The organism is Pseudomonas lyxosi, from assembly GCF_047758685.1.
Classification (GTDB): domain Bacteria; phylum Pseudomonadota; class Gammaproteobacteria; order Pseudomonadales; family Pseudomonadaceae; genus Aquipseudomonas; species Aquipseudomonas lyxosi.
The window spans coordinates 4010237-4025648 of sequence record NZ_CP180481.1 but is presented as its reverse complement, the minus strand read 5'-3'; the positions used below and the strand labels follow the sequence as shown (position 1 = coordinate 4025648).

The following is a 15412-nucleotide window of genomic DNA, read 5'->3' as shown; positions in this document are numbered from 1 at the left end:
AAGCGGTCGGAAGATGATCCCCCCGACTCAAGGCGCATTCACCACGACATAAGTCACATCGCTGCCCTGATACTGCGGTTGATACCAGGTTGAACCGCACTGCATGTAAGCCGTGTTGTACTGGATGACTTGCACGCAACTGGGGGGCAGTTGCGCAGGCGTGAAGATCGATCCGACCACCGCTGCTGTCACCGCGACCGTTGCGGTGACGGCCGCCGCCGTGGCGATCGGATGGTAGTGATCGTCGTAGCCATAGCGACCATTCCCGTCTACGTCGATGTCCACGTCACGGCTGTTGTCGATGTTGACGTTACGGTTGCTGTTGTTGACGTTGGTTCGGTTGCCGACCGTGTTTGCGGTATTGGCCCGAGTTCCAGAGTTGACTGTGTTGCCGGCATTGGCCCGGTTTCCAGAATTGACTCTGTTGCCGGCATTGGCCCGGTTTCCAGAATTGACTCTGTTGCCAGCATTGGCCCGATTGCCCGCATTGACGTTGGTAGCGCGTTGCGCGGTATTGCCGGTGTTGATGCGCTGAGCCCTTTGGGCCGAGGGCGGCGGCGCACGATTGACTGATGCCCTGGCGTGCCCTTGGGCGCGCTGGGGTCGGGCATCCACATAAGTGACCAGGCTCAGCGTCAGTACCGAGGTGGTTACGAGCGATAACAACAGGCTCCACGACATCGTCCTGTTCATGTCATTCCCCTCCCTGACCGCTGGCTTTCTTCAAAGGAATCGCCACATCGCCCTTGCGCGGTGCAAAGGTGAAGATCGAGTCCTTGATGGCCGGTTTCAGGTTCCAGCGATACACCGCGCTGTATTCCGGAAAACCCGGTTCATCGGTGGTGGTGATCACCAGTTTGCACGGCAGTGGCTTGTCGGATCGGGTGATCCACAACTGCCAGTCAACACCCTCCTGCCGAAAGGCGAGGTGATCACACAGTTGCCCCTTGATCGTCGACGGGCCGACATACAGCGCCTCTTTCAGCGCATCGATCTGTGCCTGATCGCTGCCAAACAGAAACAGGTCCTCCATGGGCACCTGAATCCCGTAATGGTTTTCTATCAAGTGCAGCGTATCGGAGACTTCAGGCGGCGCATCCACGGTGGTGTAGTACTTGAGAAACGGCGAATACTGGGTCAGTTTCTTGCCGTTGTAGAAGAACTCTCGCGTTCGAACATCGCCTTCCGTCTTGGCATACATCCGATCGCGACCCACCACTTTCAACACAGTAGAGGCCTCGGTCTTGATCTTCTGGCCAGACTCCAGAACGGTATCCCGGGACACTTCGGCGTCGACCTGAAACGTCGGCAGACTGCGTAGGTAGGTACCCATATCGATGAGTTTATCGACGACTTGCGGGTTGATCGTCGGGGTGGCGTCCGGTGTTGGCGGATCGTCGGCACGAGCGCCCGGGGCCAGCACCAGGGTGAACAACAGGCAGAAAACGCTCGCGTTGGCTTTCATTGAACCCGCTCCTGGGCCTGTGCACGACTCTTAAGCCTAGACCCGACGTGACCCGTTCGCCAGAAGGGCAAAAAGCCCTATGGGCAAACCCGATTGGACCACTCTATGATTGAACCCCATGACCACCACGCCTCCGATCCGCCAACCCTGCCCACCCGGCGCCTGCGACTGCGGGCGTGACCCGCTGCTGGAAACACCGGGGGCGGACGTGCGCATCCTGTTTCTGACCCGTTCAGAGGAAAAGCGCCTGGTCGAACGCCTGGAAAACCTCCAGAGCCTGAGTGATCTGGAACGCCTGCAACAGCGAATGTACGAGCAGTTGGGCATCCGCGTGGACATCGTTCCCAGTTTCAACGAAGTACGCACCATGCGCGGTATCGGTATTAACCTCGGCGAACAACCGGGGCTATGCCGCAAAACCCGCCAGTCGATCCCGGCCGCGATTCGCCGCGCACTGGAGAAGCGCCCGGAGATTGCCTACGAGCTGCTCAACGCCAACGACCTGTTGCGCGACGCGTGAAATCAGCCTGATGAACCTTGTATCGTTGGTGATACAGGCGTCATCCACGGACTGATAAAAAGGCAACGAAACAGGATCAGCGGTCATACGCAGAGCCTGGCCCGCTGCTATGCCTTCTCATGGGAGCAATGGTTTCAAGCCAGTCAGGGATGAAGCTGGAAACTCAAGCGTGATCGTGGTCTCGGCACCAACCAGGTGCGCGAAGAGCAACAGGTGCCAATCCGTAGCAGGAGGTGGCAAATGTTATTCATAGTCAATTGGTCTATCAGTTCGGCAAATCGTAACAGCGCGATCGAGCGGTTCCTCAAGACCGGGGGGGCTCCACCCGCTGGCGTCAAAATGCTGGGACGCTGGCACGCCGTCGGTGGTGCATCCGGTTTTGGCGTGGCAGAGGCCAGTGATCCGGCAGCCATTCAGAAGTGGGTGCTGGAATGGAGCGACCTCATGACCATGGAGGTCCAGGCGGCACTGACCGATGAACAGATAGCCCCGCTGCTTGCGGCCGCTGTCGGCAAGCAATAGTTGTTGGGGCGGCGAGCCGGGCTCGCCGCCTCATGCCCTCCTCGCACGAACTTTTATTTTCCCATGGGCGAATTCTGGCGCATTGCGGCCGGCCACCTATGCTCTGAATCAGGTCACCGACATAAATCCATGGAGCACATACCACAATGAATCTGTCCCGAAAGCTGTTTATCGGCGCTGCGCTGGCCAGCCTGCTGCTCGGCGGTTGCACCTCGAAAGTCACCGAGCGTGAGCAGTATTCCGGCTTCCTGTCCAACTACAACAACTTGCAGCAGGTCACCACCACCAGCGGCGAAACAGCCATGCGCTGGGTGAGCCCGTCCTGGAATCCGGATGCCTATAACACCGTGGTCTTCAACAAGCTGGAGCTCTACCCGGCGCCCAAGCCCAATGAGCGGGTTAACCGGCAAACCCTGGACGAGTTGCAGAGCTACATGACCAGCAAGGCCAAAGGCGTGCTGGGCCAGAAATATCGGGTAGTGTCGAGCGAAAAATCAGCGCCGGCCGGTTCAAAAACCCTGATCATGCGCGCGGCGATCACCGGGGTGAACGCTGAAAACGAAGGCATGAAATGGTATGAAGTGGTGCCGGTTGCCGCCGTCGTGGGGGGTGTTTCCGCTGCCAGTGGTCATCGCGATCAGGACACCACACTGTTCATCGAAGCCGAGTTTGTCGACGCCAGCAACAACCAGACTGTGGCCAAAGTCGTGCGCAAAGTCTTCGGCAGCACACTGGAAAACGCCAGCCAGAAGATCACCACCAAGGATTTCAAAGTGGCGATCGACAAGCTGACCAGTGATCTACAAGCATTTATCAAGTAACACCCCCGTAGGAGCTGCCGCAGGCTGCGATCTTTTGATCTTGATTTTGTCGGTGTAACAACCGTCGCCAAGATCGCAGGCTGCGCCAGCTCCTACACCGATAGTGTTCACCCCAACCGCTATTTTTTCATCCCTACCCGCCGCCGCATCTCGGCAGTAATCGACTGCCGGGTTTTCTTCAAATCCTTCCAAGGCTCATCACCGACCTCGGCCAGGCGTTCATGCACCGTGTGCACGTTCCACTGATTGCCCCCCTTGAGCTCGCCCACCTCTTCGCGAAAGATCGGCACCGACACCGGCAGCCCTTCACGGGTGCGCACGGCGTAGGCGCAGATGGTCGTGGCGCCCAGACCATTGCGCAGGTAATCGATGAAGATCCGCCCGACCCGGTTCTTTGGGCCCGACACGGCGGAAAAACGCTCCGGCAGCAACTTGGCCATGTGGCTGACGATCGCGTGGCTGAAGTCCTTCACCTCATCCCAACCCAGCTTGCGAGTCAGTGGCACCACCAGGTGAATCCCTTTGCCGCCGCTGGTCTTGAGGAACGCCTTGAGCCCCAGTTCATCGAGTACCGAGAGGGTCAGTTGGGTGGCTTCGACCATACTTTTCCAGGGCAGCGCCGGGTCCGGGTCGAGGTCGAGGACGAAGCGGTCGGGTTTGTCGAGGTTGTCCGAGGTGGCGTTCCAGGTGTGCAACTCGACGGTGCTCATCTGCACGGCGCCGATCAGGGCTTCGACGTTGTTGATGATCATCACCGGTTGGCCGGTGAGTGCCTTGTCCAGGGTGGTGATCCCCGGAATAGCCAGGCGCTCGGCGTTCTTCTGGAAAAACAGTTCGCCGGCGATGCCGTCCGGCGCGCGCACCAGCGCCACGGGCCGGTCCTTGAGCTCGGGCAAAATCCATTCGGCAACGCTGGCGTAATACTCCGCCAGTTGCACTTTGGTGGTGCCGCTGCTGGCGTCGATCACTCGGTCCGGGTGAGTGATGCGGACCTTGCCCTCGCCCAGGCCGATTTGTGAGGGCGCGGGCGCGGCTTTCTCTTTGGCAGGGGTGGAAGGTTTTTCGGCAGTGGTTTTTTTCGCGGCTGAAGTCTTCACGGCTTTCGGACGCTCCTCGGTAATGTCTTCGGCAGGTTTGTCGTCACGCAGGCCATGGAACACCGCATGACGGACTGAACCTTCTTTGGTCATTTCGGCATAAGCGACCTCAGCCAGCAGCGTGGGCTTGAGCCAGTGCACACCCTTGGCGTCAAAACCGCTCGGTGGATTGACCACTGAAATCTTTTTGGTTTGCAACGGTTTCAGTTGCTCGTAAATGCGCTTGAGCGTCGTCTCGTTGAACCCGGTGCCGACCTTGCCCGCGTAACGCAACTCACCGCTGTCGCGGTCATGCAACCCCAGCAGCAGCGCACCGAAGGCATTGCGCGAGCCTTTCGGGTCAGTGAAACCGACGACCACAAATTCCTGCCGATGCTTGCACTTGAGCTTGATCCAGTCACTGCTCCGTCGCGACACGTAAGGCGAGCCCAGACGCTTGCCGATCAGCCCTTCCATCTGCATTTGGCAGGCGCTATTGAGCAGGGCTTCCGGTTCTTCACTAAAGGCATCGGAGAAGCGCAGCAGCGGGTCTTTGTTGGGGTTGAGCACGGTCGACAGCGCAACCCTTCGCTCCTCGACAGGCACTTCGCGCAGGTCCACGCCGTTGAGGTAAGGCATGTCAAACAGGTAGTAAACGATGTTGCCGCTGCGGCCCGAATCGAAGGCGTTTTGCAAGGCCTGGAAGTCCGGTACACCCTGCTCGTCGGCGACCACCATTTCCCCGTCGAGCCAGGCGGATTCGAGACCCAGCGCCGCCAACGCCTCCGCTTGTGCGGGCAGTTTATGGGTCCAGTCGTGACCGTTGCGGGTGAACAGTTTGACCTCGTCGTGGTCGATGCGCGCCATGATCCGATAGCCATCGAACTTGATCTCATAGCTCCACTCGCCGCCCGGGGCCTTTTCGACCAGCGTCGCCAGTTCCGGTTTGAGCAGCTCCGGCAATTTGGCTTTGCGGGCGCCCGTCAATGACGCCGACTTTTCCTTGCGCGCCGAGGTGGCGGGTTTTTTGACCGGTTTGGGTTTTGCAGCGGTCTTCGGCTTTTTGGCCACGATAGTCCGGTCGCTGAGCACGCTGTCGGGCTCGGCGGCGACCACGTCGTAATCACTTTCGGGTTTGGCCGCGCCGTCCTGATGCTTGATCAGAAACCATTGCTCCTGTTTGCCCGGCATGTGCGTGCGCACCAGGTTCCACAGGCCACCGAGCTTCTCGCCCTTTAGCTCGAATTTGAGCTTGCCCTTGGCGTACGCCTTGGCCGGATCGTCCTGAGGAATCCACACCCCCCGATCCCAGACAATCACATCGCCAGCGCCGTAATGCCCTTCGGGAATGCTGCCCTCGAACGTTGCGTAATCAATTGGATGGTCTTCGACGTGCACCGCCAGGCGCTTGACCTTGGGGTCCAGTGACGGGCCTTTGGGCACTGCCCAGCTTTTCAGTGCGCCATCGAGTTCCAGGCGAAAGTCGTAATGCAGGCGCGAGGCGTCGTGCTTCTGGATGCAGAACTGCAAGGCATGGTCTTTCGCGGTTTTTTTGCCCGAACATTTACCGGCGGCCGGTTCAGAGGTCTCCGAGAAATCGCGCATGCGATTGTAATCGTCCAGGCTCCTGGTCATGGCGCACCTGCTGACGAGGTGACGGTGCCCCCGATGCCGGGGCCGATACGCGTGACAATCAGGGCGACGACGGCAATGCGTTCCACCCGCTGATAGCCAGGGGTCAACAGTTCTTCTCCGAACACGTCAGGGTCGAGTTCGCGGTAAGTCCAGCCCAACATCGGCGATTCCAGATACGGAGTCACCGCATCCAGAAACGGGTCGAGACCATCGATCATCGCCACGCCGGTGTACAGCACCAGGGACCCACCGGGGGCCAATCGATGCAGGGCTTGCTCGACAATGCGCAACGACAATTGCTCGCCCAGCGCGCCGCCGCCATGCCGGTAAGCACGCTCGGCCGGGTCGGCCATGTAGGGCGGATTGGCGACGATCAAGTCGAAGTGGCCGTCGACGTCCTGCAGCACGTCGCTGGCCTCGATGCTGACGTTAGCCACCTCGGCGAGCGCGACGTTGACCGCCGTCATGCGTAACGCCAACGGGTTGATGTCGACGGCCAGCACTTCGGCTTCACGGCGGGCGCGGGCAATCACGATCGCTCCAACGCCAGCGCCGCAACCAATGTCCACGGCGCGCCTGATCGGCGCGAAGCTCTGTTGCAGATGGGCGTGAATCAGTTGTGCAAAACGATAAGTGTCGGGGCCGAAGAACACCGCGTCAGCGGCGTCAGTGGGGTAACCCGAATGCACGAACAACAGGTCATCGAGGCTTGACCAGCGCACATGACTTTTCAGTCGACCATTGCATTCCTCGAGGACGCCCGCCTGTTGCAACTGCCGCTGCTCATCCACCGACAACAGTCCGGGCTCAAACCACCGCGACCAGCCGAACACTTCGCGCAGGGTCCGGGCACTTTGCCCGAAGGAGCGATCATTGACCCGCTGATGGGTCAGTGGCGTTGGCGTGATGAAACGGTAACCGTCGGCCTGCAACCGGCGCCCCAGTTGCAACAAGGCCAGATCGGCGGCGCTAAGGTGTTCTTCCTGATTCATGACGGGCTCCCTATCGAAAACCGGATTTGAGTTCGATGAACCGTCGCGTGGCCATCAGGCCAGCGGGGTGGGCGTGCCGATGGGCGGACAACCACGGAATCAAGACTTGCATTTGCTCGTCGGCGGTAAGCCCTTTAAGTGTAGCGTGCAGGCTTTGGACATCTGGGTCATTGACGGGCACTGGTGGTTCGGTCGCGACACTGCTACCGCGTCGAACCGCTGCCGGCGCTCGCTCAGGTCGCCAGTTCCCGGCAATCCAGTCGTGCAGCAGCTGTTTTTCGTAGGGGCTGAACACCCCGAACATGGCCGCGCCGTCGCCCTCGACCAATTGCCAGAAACGGCTGGCTTGCGGGTCCTGGTGACGCTTGATCCAGCCCTTGTTTTCCATCGCGATGAGGAAACCTGGCAACTGCTCCGGCGACGACAACCATTGATTGACGGTCTTGCCTTCAAACCGGCAGTAGTCGGAATGCATGTGCTGACCAAACGGGCGCTTGCGTTCAAGCATGTTCAGCAATTCGCCGTACAGGTCGAACGATTCGATGATCGCGCGACTGCCCTGCCCCAGATCGTTGAGCCGATACCCCAGCGCAACCCTGCGCAGAAAGTCTTCACGGTCGGCTTCCACCGGCAACAATTGCAGCACCGACTGCACGGCCTTTTGCGCGTGGCCGGTGCTGGCATTGTCGATGGTCACATGCAGGGTGAAGTAATACGGATCGATGCCCAGTTCGCTGAGTTCATAGGCGCTGATCAGCAGATGCAGCGGCAGTTGTTCATAACCGAGGTTGTAGCCGATCACTTCCGGCAAAAAATCGTCGCTGCAATAACCCAGCGCCAATTGCACCGCGCCTTGCAGGTAACGCTCGTCCGGGATGAACGCGTTGTCCAGCAAGCCATGTTCGGCGAGCAGCTTGCGGTAAATCACCACATGATTTTGCGCCGGGTTGCCGTCGCCCAACTCTTCCAGATAGGTGCAAATCAGCCCTTCGAAACGCGGGTCATGCCAGTGCCGCAGCAGGCCATACAGCCACGCGCCGTCCACCAGTTTGGTCGGGGCAACGGCTTGCAGGAAAAACAATGCGTGCGCCTTGTTGGTGAAGAACTGCCGAGGCCCGCCGTCCTTGCGCGCTTGCAGGTAGTCGGCGTATTGGCGAGCCACGTCGGCGCAGTGCTGTTCGACAAAGGTTTGCAGGGCCGACAGGTCTCGCGGCATGTCCTCAGGCAGGTCCGTTGCCTGCGCAAGTTGAGCCTCGAGGAAGGTTTTACCGAGTGCGCGCTGGTGTTCGATATCGTCGCTCAGCAATAACTGTTCATAGACAGGTTTTATGCTGCCGGCGGTCAGGCTCGTACGTTCGTGAGCCGGCTGGGATTCAAGTCGTGTCAGGGCAGTCATGGGCGTGTCTCTCGGTCTGAGGCCAGTGGCAGGACGCTGAATCAGCACGTCTCTACATCAGCAGAGCGACACCCCCGGAAGAAAATTCCATCGGCGTTGAAATCCCCCGGACAGACGGGCTTGTGACGCGGCACCCGGCGCCAGATCAAGTGAATATACTCAGCGGGTGTGGACTCATCCTTCGGAGAGCAATCATGCGAACGGTTCATGTCATCGAGCCCGAAAAAAAACCCGACCCGGTCAGTGTCGTGGGTGAGGCCATCACCATTCTTGCGGGCGGGGATCTGAGCAAACCTTTTGAAATGCATATCCAGGAAGGCGTGCAAGGCGGCGGGCCGCCTGCGCACTTTCACCCTTGGGACGAAGCGTTCTACGTCATCGACGGGCAGGTGGAAGTGACAGTTGCGGGCAAGGCCACCACCGTTTTCCCCGGGGGTTATGTGCATATCCCCGGTGGGACTGTTCATGCTTACAAGAACATCAGCGCGACGGCGAAGATGATTGGTGTGGTGTCTGATCCGCGCGGAGGTCAGTTCTTTGCCGCGCTGGATCAACTCAAAGTGCCGCAGGATTTGCCGCGGATACTGGAGATCGCCGAGAGTTTCGGGGTTACGTTTCTGGTGCCGAAAGCGCCTGAACCCCTGTAGAGGCCAGACTAACGAAAAAAAAGGCCTTCGCTGGGTAATGTAGCAGCTGGCGAAGCCTGCGTTCGGCTGCGCAGCAGTCGTAAAACCTGAGTTTGCGGTCTTCCTGAAACACCGCATCGTCTGATTTCACGACTGCTGCGCAGCCGAACGCAGGCTTCGCCAGCTGCTACGGGTTGTGTCGTTCATTAAATGATTGGCATCAGCCTTCTTAAACCGTTTTTTTATGATCAGGCCACGCCACCTTTGGCCTGCTGCTCCAGATGCACTTGCAGCTCCGGATCGATACTCAGTGCCGCAGCCAGTTCATCCAGATAGCCGCGTTCGGCGTCCTGCTGATCGTCCACCAGCATCACACTGGCCAGGTACATCTCCGCCGCCATGCCGGAATCCGTGGCCGACTGCGCCACATCGGCGGCGTCCAGCGGCCGCGCGACTTCGTCATCCAGCCATTGCTGGAGCTCTGGGTCGTCGGTGTGGCGGCCGATTTCGGTGCTGATCATCTGCTTCTCGGCGTCATCAATCCGGCCATCGGCCTTGGCCGCCGCAATCAATGCACGAAGAATCGCATGGCTGTGGTCCTCGACTTCCGGGCCGGACAACAGGTCGACAGTGCGCGGTGCCTGTTGCGGCGCCGAGGCCTGGCTGCGTTGCCAGGCTTGATAGGCCTGGAATGCCATCATTCCGAGCGAAGCCAGCGCCGCATAGTTGGTGCCGCCACCCGAGCGAGTCTGGGTCGAACCGCCCATGGCGGTGCCACCGCCCAGCAGACCACCGAGCAAACCACCCAGGCCACCGCCCCCGGCGCTCGACCCGGCACCACCGCCCAACAGGCCGCCGAGCAACCCACCGAGACCGCCGAGACCACCTTGGGCCGACGCGCCACCGCCACTCTGTTGCGACGCTGAGCCCTGGCCGGCCCTTAATAATTGTTCGAGCAGATCGCTGGTGTTCATGACGATGTCCTCATCGGTTGGAGTGGTCCAGTCAGGCAACGATAGTCCTCGCCGGCAAATGCGCCACCACCGTTTGGCTGACATGAAACCCTTATTGCCCTTGACCCTGATGACCATCGGCTGCGAGTGTTCTACCCTCGCTAACCCGATGCCCACAGGATCAACGAACACATGCACCGCCACCTGATTGTCGTCAGCGACGTCATCGAACCTGAAGTCGAGCACGTACTCAGCGCCGGGCTGAGTGCCTTCAATAATCAGATGACCGGCATCAACGACCGCCAGTCGCTGGCAGTAACGGTCCGTGATCCGGATACCCATCAAGTGCTGGGCGGTATTACCGGGCGTACGTCGCTCGGTCTGCTGTTTCTCGATCTTTTCTACTTGCCCGAGTCACTGCGCGGCTCCGGGCTCGGCTCTCGGCTGCTCAACGCGTACGAGGACGAAGGCCGTCGTCGCGGTTGCCGCTCGGCGGTGCTCTATACCCTCAGTTTCCAGGCCCCGCAGTTCTATGAAAAACACGGCTGGCAGCGCTTCGGCGAAGTGCCTTGCGACCCGCCAGGCACGAGTCGGGTGTTCATGAGCAAGGCGCTGTGAATGAGCCTGTCTACAGTCGATCCATCCGCCGATTACCGCGTTTGAATAAAAGCTGTCGCCCTGCGCCGATGTTTCATTTAATACGTCTGGATTTATCCGGGGTATTTTTTTGCGGCCCAGCTAAGATTTACAGATGGTGAACCTTATCCCCGGATACCCGGTCGATACATGCAACCTGACTTGGTTTGCCGACACCCCCAATTGAAGGGTGATAACAGGCTTGCTTCACTTTCTGGAGAACGCCCCCGTGATATCGACCTTACACATCGCCAGGCTCAAAGCATGGGGCGCCCATGGTTTTACCGCCACCGGCGTGGTCACCGCCTTCCTCGCGACCCTCGCACTGCTGGAAAACCAGGCCACAAACTGCCTGCTGTGGCTGGGCGTCGCCCTGATCGTCGATGGGCTGGATGGCGCGTTGGCACGCAAGGTCAATGTCCAGTCGGTACTGCCAAGTTTCGATGGCTCGATCCTCGATCTGGTCATCGACTACCTGACGTACGTGTTTATCCCCGCGCTGTTCATTTATCGTTACATCCCCTTGCCGGACTACACACTGCTGCTGTCCGTGTCGCTGATTCTGGTCTCGTCGCTGTTTTGCTTCTGCAACGTCAACATGAAGAGCAAGGACAACTACTTCCAGGGCTTCCCCGCCGCCTGGAACGTGGTTGCCCTGTGCCTCTACATTATCGCCCCGTCGCCGTGGATCACTTTTCTCACCATCATCGGCCTGGCGCTGTTGACCGTGACCCGGATGAAGTTCCTCCACCCGTTCCGCGTACGCAAGTTCATGCCGATCAACATCGCCGTGACGGCCATCTGGCTGCTGTGCAGTTTGTCGCTGGTGGTCAACCATCCGGTGATCAACCCGCTGGTGATGGGGCTTTGGCTACTGATGTCGGCTTACTTCCTGGGGATCTGCATCTGGCGCACGGCGCTGGAGTGGTTCGAAAACACGCGGGGGTAAGGGGAACACATCGACCATGCCCATCCATATTGTGCGCCTCGGTTCACCGCGCGCAGCCAATGAAGGCCTGCGCCTGGGCACGGTACGTCGCCCACCGCGTGGCGTGCCCAAGGCCGAGTTTGCCAGTCGTGATTTTTATGACGTGTGGCAGCCGCTGCTGTCTCCGAGTGCAGAATTGGTCGCAGAAGCCAAAGTGGCGGAAGACGACAAGGCGTGGGAAGTGTTCAAGCGCAAGTTCAAGACTGAAATGAACCACCCGGCGCCCAGCCAATTACTCGATTTGTTGGCGGCGTTGTCCCATCAAACGTCAATGGCCATTGGCTGTTATTGCGAAAATGAAGCGCATTGCCATCGGTCGGTATTGCGGGAGTTGTTAGAAGCACGTGGTGCGCAGCTCAAATAGTCGCTGGCGCAGGCGACTGGGACATTGACCGCTCAAGATCAGGCAACCTCCACCGGCACCTGTAATCCCACCTTGACGTTGCTCATGGAAACCAGCGTCTTGAACCGCTTCACATTGTTGTTCTCGAAAAACAACTCACGCGTCAACTCCGTGTACTGCTCCATGTTGCGCACTGCCAGCACCAGCACAAAGTCCCACTCCCCGGCCACGTAGTAACACTGCTGCACCTGCGGGCAGTTGGCGAAGCTGCGCTTCATGGCGTCCAGCAGATCCAGACGCTCACTCTCCACTTCGACTTGGGCGACGATGGTCAGCGGGTAGCCGAGTTTCTCCTGATCCACCACAGCCACAGTGCCTTTGATGAAGCCATCCTGAGTCAGGCGTTTAAGGCGGCGGTTAACGGCGGCCGAGGACAAATTGACCCGCGCGCCCAGTTCGCTCTGGGACAGGCCGGCATCTTGCTGGACTTCGGCAATCAGCTTCAGGTCGAAGGCATCGAGACTCATGGTGAGGGGACTCGCAATAAAATTGATGTAAACCGCATGAATGGGTAATGGAAGTGCGTCGACGATGCCGATTTCAAGAAATGAGTGTGACAGCCGCGAGATATTATTTCACTCCGCTGCCCACCACTTGGAGCCGACTATGCTGATCGCCAACCCCAACGCCCGCCGTAATACCTACCCCGATGACCTCAAGGCCATCCTGAACATTCAGACAGCCGCCGAAAGCCGCACCTGGCTGGCGAACTGGAACACCCTCAACCGCGCCGGCACACCCTTGTTCAGCCTGCCCGACCTGGCCGCCCATCTCGGTATCGCCGGGCTCCTGATCAAGGATGAGTCGAGCCGTTCGCAGCTGGGCAGTTTCAAGGCACTGGGCGCACCGATTGCCCTGGTGCGGTTAATCCTGCGGCTGTTCCCCGAACACCCTTTCGAACCCTGGGGCCTGCTGATGGGCGACTACGGCGACGCCTTGAAGGACTTTACGGTGATCAGCGCCACCGACGGCAATCATGGCCGCGCCCTCGCCGCTGCGGCACAAAGCGTCGGTTGCCGTTGCGTCATCGTGCTGCACGCCAACGTCAGCATCGAACGGGAACAGGCCATCGCCGCCTATTGCGCACGGATCGTGCGAGTCCCCGGCAACTACGATGAATCGGTTGAAGAAGCCGCAGCGCTGGCCGTCGAGCACGACTGGCAGGTGGTGTCCGATACCTCCTACGAGGGCTACGAAGACATTCCCCGGGACGTGATGCAAGGCTACGGCACTATCGCCGCGGAAATCGTTGAGCAGGTCGATGGCCAAGGCTTCACTCACGTATTCCTTCAGGGCGGCGTGGGTGGTCTGGCGGCGGGCCTCGCCAGTTATTTCTGGGAGCTTTACGGCGCTGCACGACCGGCGATGATCGTCGTCGAACCGCAACAGGCCGACTGCCTGTTCCAAAGCGCCCTCGCCGGCCATGCGGCGAAAACCCAAGGCTCGGTGGATTCGGTGATGGCCGGGCTGGCCTGCGGTGAAACTTCACCTCTGGCCTGGAAGTTCCTGCAGAACAGCATCGACCATTTCATGACGATTGAAGATGAGGATGCCGTCAGCGCCATGCGCATGCTTGCGCGGGGCAGTGATCGGGACGTTCCGCTGGTGGCCGGTGAGTCGGCGGTGGCCGGGCTCGCGGGGCTGATCCAGTTGCTCAAGTCGCCACACCTCGCTGCTGAAGCAGGCCTTGATGAGTCTTCACGGATTCTGCTCATCAGCACCGAAGGCGCCACCGCTCCTGCCGTTTACAGCGAACTGGTGGGAGAGACGGCTCAATCGGTGCTGCAACGCCAGCACCTCTGGCTGCAACGAAAATAAGGTGTGGCGGCGAGTTTTATGGCAGCGACTTGATCTCTACCTGCGAGCACTTGAACAGGTTGTCGGAAGGTACACAGATCCACGTATTGGAACGCTCGGAGTATCTTCACAACGGCGTGCGTTTTTTGGGTTGCACGCTGTGGTCTGACTATCGACTTTTCGACTCTGCGGAGGATCGGGCACAGGGTGTTGATCTGGCTACGAAGCTCATGCGGGACTTCACCCACATAAAAATCTCGCCAGATTTTCCAGACCTGTTCAGCCCGGCAATTTCCCAACTGATTTTCTTACAGACCGTCGCCTGGCTGGAAGACTGCTTCACCCGCGACAGAACCATTCCCACGGTGGTGGTTTCGCATTTTGCACCGACACGGTTGAGCATAGGCCCGCTGTTTGAGCGTTCGCCGATTAACGCGAGTTTTGTTTCAGACCTCGAAGACCGGATCAAGGTCTGGCAGCCGGCACTTTGGCTGCATGGCCATACCCATGGGAGCTTTGACTACCAAGTGGGTAAAACTCGCGTCATTTGCAACGCCCGGGGCTATGCAAAAAATGGCATTAATGAAAATCCGGAATTCAATGGCTCATACGTGATTGACCTGGATATCTGAGGCAACGCGGCCCTGCCTCCTGGAAGCCGGGTCCAGAAAACCGAGCAAGGCCTGCCGGGTTTCTTGCCAGGCCGCGACATGTTCCATATCGAGGAAGTGCCCGGCGTTCTTGATGGTATGGAACCGGGACTGAGACGCATGATCGGCGAACAGCCGGGCGTCTTCGACCGAGGTGTACTCATCCCATTCGCCGTTGACAAACAGCAGCGGTATTTCGATGGCAGCGGCACAGGCGACATAGCAATGGGTGTCTTGGGTCAGCACCTCATTGACGTGGAAATGCATCTGCCTGTACTCGTGCTCGTCCAGGCTTCTGACGTGGCGGTCATTAAAGCGTTTGAACAGCGATGGCAGGTGCTTGCCAATCGTGCTGTTGATCAAGCGACCGACATTGAGGCGGTCACAAGCCTGAAGATGGTTCAGGCCGCTCTCCAGGTAGTCGCGCATCGGTGTATTGATACGCGCTGCGAATGAATTGATCACCGCCTTCTCGATTCGTCGCGGCCGCTGAGCCAGCGCCAGCAAGGTGGCCGCACCGCCCCAGGAAAAGGACAGCACGTGGTGCGCACCAAAGTGTTCGATTAAATCCAGCAGTATCGCGGCCTCGTCTTCCTTTCGGATCGGTTGGCCGTGGAGGTTGTGTTCCTTTGACTGACCGGCGTAGGGCTGGTCGTAGAGAACCACATTGAATCGCGGCTGCAGGTAACGCACCGTTTGGGCAAAAGATGCGGTCGTTGCCAGTGAGCCATTGACCAGAATGATGGTCTTGTCAGCGGCAGTGTTGAGATAGTGCTCGGTATAAACCTTGTACTTCCCGCAGATCTCGACGATGGCAGTTTTCGGCATCATGACATTTACTTCCTTGAACCCATTGGACTAAGCGCACAGCGTTTGGGATGCCCACAGGGCCCTATCGCAGACAGCAGAACACGTGGACCTGACAGCGAAAT

General features: G+C 59.2%; 16 protein-coding genes and 1 pseudogene. 9 read left to right on the top strand and 8 right to left on the bottom strand.

The genetic code is table 11. The features are described from left to right. Window positions 1-27 precede the first annotated feature (27 nt). Window positions 28-693, bottom strand: a complete 666-nt coding sequence (locus ACMXYI_RS18575) for a hypothetical protein (protein WP_415768490.1) — start codon at window positions 691-693, stop codon at window positions 28-30. Window position 694: 1 nt separating this feature from the next. Then, window positions 695-1465: a DUF2092 domain-containing protein gene (locus ACMXYI_RS18570; protein ID WP_415768489.1), complete on the bottom strand. Its 771-nt coding sequence runs from the start codon at window positions 1463-1465 to the stop codon at window positions 695-697. Window positions 1466-1583: 118 nt separating this feature from the next. Between ACMXYI_RS18570 and ACMXYI_RS18565 the strand changes: the two genes are divergently transcribed. The 3 genes from ACMXYI_RS18565 (at window position 1584) to ACMXYI_RS18555 (ending at window position 3328) form a co-directional block, all read left to right on the top strand. Continuing rightward, the gene (locus tag ACMXYI_RS18565) at window positions 1584-1985 is read left to right on the top strand and encodes a hypothetical protein (protein ID WP_129436701.1); all 402 of its coding nucleotides are present in this window, start codon (window positions 1584-1586) and stop codon (window positions 1983-1985) included. Window positions 1986-2225: 240 nt separating this feature from the next. Continuing rightward, window positions 2226-2507 carry a DUF3303 domain-containing protein gene (locus ACMXYI_RS18560; RefSeq protein WP_415768488.1) on the top strand — a complete coding sequence of 94 codons (282 nt, stop codon included), beginning with the start codon at window positions 2226-2228 and terminating at the stop codon, window positions 2505-2507. 146 nt (window positions 2508-2653) lie between these two features. Further along, entirely contained in the window at window positions 2654-3328 is a 675-nt protein-coding gene (locus ACMXYI_RS18555) for a DUF3313 domain-containing protein (protein ID WP_415768487.1), read from the top strand. A gap of 119 nt (window positions 3329-3447) precedes the next feature. Here the strand turns inward: ACMXYI_RS18555 and ligD are convergent, their stop codons facing one another. From ligD to ACMXYI_RS18540, 3 genes are read right to left on the bottom strand one after another with little or no spacing between them, the layout of a single operon-like run. After that, window positions 3448-6039 (bottom strand): DNA ligase D, encoded by a 2592-nt coding sequence (gene ligD / locus ACMXYI_RS18550; RefSeq protein WP_415768486.1) that lies wholly within the window; start codon window positions 6037-6039, stop codon window positions 3448-3450. Further along, on the bottom strand, window positions 6036-7031 hold the full coding sequence (locus ACMXYI_RS18545; RefSeq protein ID WP_415768485.1) for a methyltransferase: 996 nt from the start codon (window positions 7029-7031) through the stop codon (window positions 6036-6038). Before ACMXYI_RS18545 ends, ligD begins: the two co-directional genes overlap by 4 nt. A gap of 10 nt (window positions 7032-7041) precedes the next feature. Next, window positions 7042-8427, bottom strand: a complete 1386-nt coding sequence (locus tag ACMXYI_RS18540) for an iron-containing redox enzyme family protein (RefSeq protein WP_415768484.1) — start codon at window positions 8425-8427, stop codon at window positions 7042-7044. 194 nt (window positions 8428-8621) lie between these two features. Between ACMXYI_RS18540 and ACMXYI_RS18535 the strand changes: the two genes are divergently transcribed. Then, window positions 8622-9074: a cupin domain-containing protein gene (locus ACMXYI_RS18535; protein ID WP_415768483.1), complete on the top strand. Its 453-nt coding sequence runs from the start codon at window positions 8622-8624 to the stop codon at window positions 9072-9074. 227 nt (window positions 9075-9301) lie between these two features. Here the strand turns inward: ACMXYI_RS18535 and ACMXYI_RS18530 are convergent, their stop codons facing one another. Next, the gene (locus ACMXYI_RS18530; protein WP_415768482.1) at window positions 9302-10027 is read right to left on the bottom strand and encodes a tellurite resistance TerB family protein; all 726 of its coding nucleotides are present in this window, start codon (window positions 10025-10027) and stop codon (window positions 9302-9304) included. A gap of 171 nt (window positions 10028-10198) precedes the next feature. Between ACMXYI_RS18530 and ACMXYI_RS18525 the strand changes: the two genes are divergently transcribed. From ACMXYI_RS18525 to ACMXYI_RS18515, 3 genes are all read left to right on the top strand, one after another. Beyond that, window positions 10199-10624: a GNAT family N-acetyltransferase gene (locus tag ACMXYI_RS18525; protein ID WP_415768481.1), complete on the top strand. Its 426-nt coding sequence runs from the start codon at window positions 10199-10201 to the stop codon at window positions 10622-10624. 247 nt (window positions 10625-10871) lie between these two features. Continuing rightward, window positions 10872-11591, top strand: coding sequence for a phosphatidylcholine synthase (pcsA, locus tag ACMXYI_RS18520; protein ID WP_415768480.1), 720 nt, complete (start codon window positions 10872-10874; stop codon window positions 11589-11591). A 16-nt stretch (window positions 11592-11607) separates the two neighbouring features. After that, complete coding sequence (locus tag ACMXYI_RS18515) at window positions 11608-11994, top strand: DUF488 domain-containing protein (protein WP_415768479.1); 387 nt, start codon at window positions 11608-11610, stop codon at window positions 11992-11994. A 38-nt stretch (window positions 11995-12032) separates the two neighbouring features. On the opposite strand, the gene ACMXYI_RS18510 is transcribed toward ACMXYI_RS18515, so the two are convergent. Then, window positions 12033-12500, bottom strand: a complete 468-nt coding sequence (locus tag ACMXYI_RS18510) for an Lrp/AsnC family transcriptional regulator (RefSeq protein WP_415768478.1) — start codon at window positions 12498-12500, stop codon at window positions 12033-12035. 139 nt (window positions 12501-12639) lie between these two features. On the opposite strand from ACMXYI_RS18510, the gene ACMXYI_RS18505 reads away from it, so the two are divergent. Next, complete coding sequence (locus ACMXYI_RS18505; protein ID WP_415768477.1) at window positions 12640-13851, top strand: diaminopropionate ammonia-lyase; 1212 nt, start codon at window positions 12640-12642, stop codon at window positions 13849-13851. After that, window positions 13818-14462 (top strand): annotated as a pseudogene (locus tag ACMXYI_RS18500) (metallophosphoesterase); the annotation flags it as partial. The gene ACMXYI_RS18505 and the pseudogene ACMXYI_RS18500, both read left to right, overlap by 34 nt. On the opposite strand, the gene ACMXYI_RS18495 reads toward ACMXYI_RS18500, so the two are convergent. Next, the gene (locus ACMXYI_RS18495) at window positions 14436-15311 is read right to left on the bottom strand and encodes an alpha/beta fold hydrolase (protein ID WP_415768476.1); all 876 of its coding nucleotides are present in this window, start codon (window positions 15309-15311) and stop codon (window positions 14436-14438) included. The pseudogene ACMXYI_RS18500 and the gene ACMXYI_RS18495 sit on opposite strands and share 27 nt — an antisense overlap. Between the last annotated feature and the right edge of the window lie 101 nt (window positions 15312-15412).